The 1,621-nt window shown below is 72.8% G+C and carries 1 protein-coding gene; it reads left to right on the top strand.

Annotation, left to right across the window (positions count from 1 at the left end; all coding sequences use genetic code 11):
* The first annotated feature begins 133 nt into the window (after positions 1 to 133).
* Positions 134 to 1,396: an IS30 family transposase gene (locus tag GT571_RS09920; RefSeq protein WP_161156983.1), complete on the top strand. Its 1,263-nt coding sequence runs from the start codon at positions 134 to 136 to the stop codon at positions 1,394 to 1,396.
* The last annotated feature ends 225 nt before the right edge of the window (positions 1,397 to 1,621 follow it).

Consider the following 1,621-nt stretch of genomic DNA (forward strand, 5'->3'; position numbering starts at 1 on the left):
CCTTGATTCTCATCTTCATTGCAACAGCCTCAGGACTCAGCGCAACGCGTTGCGCTGAGTCCTGAGGCGCGAATCCGGGTAGGCAACCCCAGAGGGGCCGGAATCCCCCGGCCCGCGATGGAGGGAGGCCGAAATGTCCAGACCGAAGCCGTCCGGGAGGTCGTACGGGAGGCTCACGAGGCACGAGAGGAACACGGTCGAGAGGATGCTCGACCTCAACCGCAGCGCCCGCGAGATCGCCGCGGAGCTCGGCAGGTCGCCATCGACCGTGACCAGGGAGGTGGCGGCGCACCGCTACGTCACAGCGCCGCGCTCGCGCTACGGCGAGCCCGCGCCCGCGGACCTCTCGGGGGCCTGCCCCAGGCTCTCCGCGTGGCCGAGGTGCTGCAACGGATGCTCGCACAGGAGGGGCTACGGCTGCTCGAGGAGGCCCAGGGTGTTCTACAGCGCAAGGAGGGCGCAGGAGGCGGCCGACGCCGAGCTCTCGGGCAGCAGGTCCGGGATCGACGAGACCGAGGAGGGCGCCGCCGCCAAGCTCGCGGCCATCCGGGACGGGCTCGCGCGCGGGCTCTCCCCGCAGCAGATAGCGGCGGCGACCCCCGGGCTCAGCGCCTCCACCGTCTACAGGTGGGTGGACGCCGGCTACGACGGCATGACGAACATGGAGCTCAGGCGCAAGGTCGGCTACAGGCCGAGGTCGCGCCGGGCCCCGGGGAGGGCGACGTCGCACTCGGCGCGCAGGTCGCACGCGTCGTTCCTCGCGCTCGGCGAGGACGCCTGCGCCGCGGCCTGGGAGATGGACACCGTCGAGGGCGCCAGGGGCGACTCCGCCAGGCTCCTCACGCTCCTGCACCGCCCGAGCCGCTTCCAGCTGGCGCTGCCGCTGCCGGACGGCACGTGCGCCTCGGTCCTGGCGGCGCTCTCCTCCCTGCGCGGGGTCCTCGGCGAGGACGGCGCGAGGCGCGCCTTCGGAGCCGTGCTCACCGACAACGGGAGCGAGTTCGCCGACGAGGGCGCCATCGCGGCGCTGCTCGGCGAGCGGGACGGCGAGACCAGGCTCTTCTACTGCGACCCCCGGCAGAGCCAGCAGAAGGGCGCGTGCGAGAAGAACCACGTCGAGATCAGGAAGCTGCTGCCCAAGGGCGCCGGGGTCAGGTTCGACCGGCTGACGGCGGCGGACTGCGCGCTGCTCATGTCGCAGGTGAACTCCGAGCCGAGGGGGGCGCTCGGGTTCCTGACGCCGGCGCGCGTGCTGCGGATGGCCCTCGGCGAGGACGCCTCCGCCCTCATGGACGCGTTCGGGATAGAGGAGCTGGCGCCCGGCGGGCTCGACCTCACGCCCGGCTGCATCGACAGGGCCAGGGCCGCGAGGGGCGAGGGGCCGCTGGCGGGGTAGGCGGCGGGCCGGGACATGGGCCGGAGGGCCCGTTGCGCTGAGTCCGGAACGGCTGCGCGGCGGGCTGGCGGAGCATGCGGCGGCGGCACGGGGGCACCGGCCTCCACAGCCCCTCCACCTGCGGAAACGGGACGACGGCCAGGTTCCGGGGGCTATTTCCGCGTTGCGCTAGCTGCGGAAACGCGGGGTCCGTTCAGGCTGTTGCGTTGAGATTGAAAATCAACC

The organism is Collinsella aerofaciens (genome assembly GCF_009876115.1).
GTDB lineage: Bacteria > Actinomycetota > Coriobacteriia > Coriobacteriales > Coriobacteriaceae > Collinsella > Collinsella aerofaciens_N.